Origin of the sequence: Photorhabdus sp. RM96S, from assembly GCF_042879335.1 — a bacterium.
Lineage (GTDB): Bacteria > Pseudomonadota > Gammaproteobacteria > Enterobacterales > Enterobacteriaceae > Photorhabdus > Photorhabdus kayaii.
This window is the reverse complement of the sequence record NZ_JBHFKT010000266.1, coordinates 1-247: the sequence shown is the minus strand read 5'-3', so window position 1 is coordinate 247 and position 247 is coordinate 1. Positions and strand designations below refer to the sequence as shown.

General features: G+C 47.4%; 1 protein-coding gene. It reads right to left on the bottom strand.

All coding sequences use genetic code 11. From position 1 onward, the window contains the following. The coding region (locus ACGF49_RS25290; protein WP_387493568.1) for an Rpn family recombination-promoting nuclease/putative transposase at nucleotides 1–247 on the bottom strand (247 nt) is incomplete at both ends.

The following is a 247-nucleotide window of genomic DNA, read 5'->3' as shown; positions in this document are numbered from 1 at the left end:
CAACATCGTTTCATGCTCCGGAGATTGTTCAATCAGTTGATGGACAAATTGTGAGAGATCCAACGTATGTCCATTCAGTAAAATATAGCGTAACACCACACTGCGCTGCTCGGTTGTATTATACCCTGCATTCAAGAGTTCCACCAATTGGAGGAGCCATTCCTGCATATCCCGGCAGCGGATGTGTTTTTGCACCAGCTCCATCAGGGCAACGCCTTTATGTGTCAGGATCTCTTCATCGCTGAGC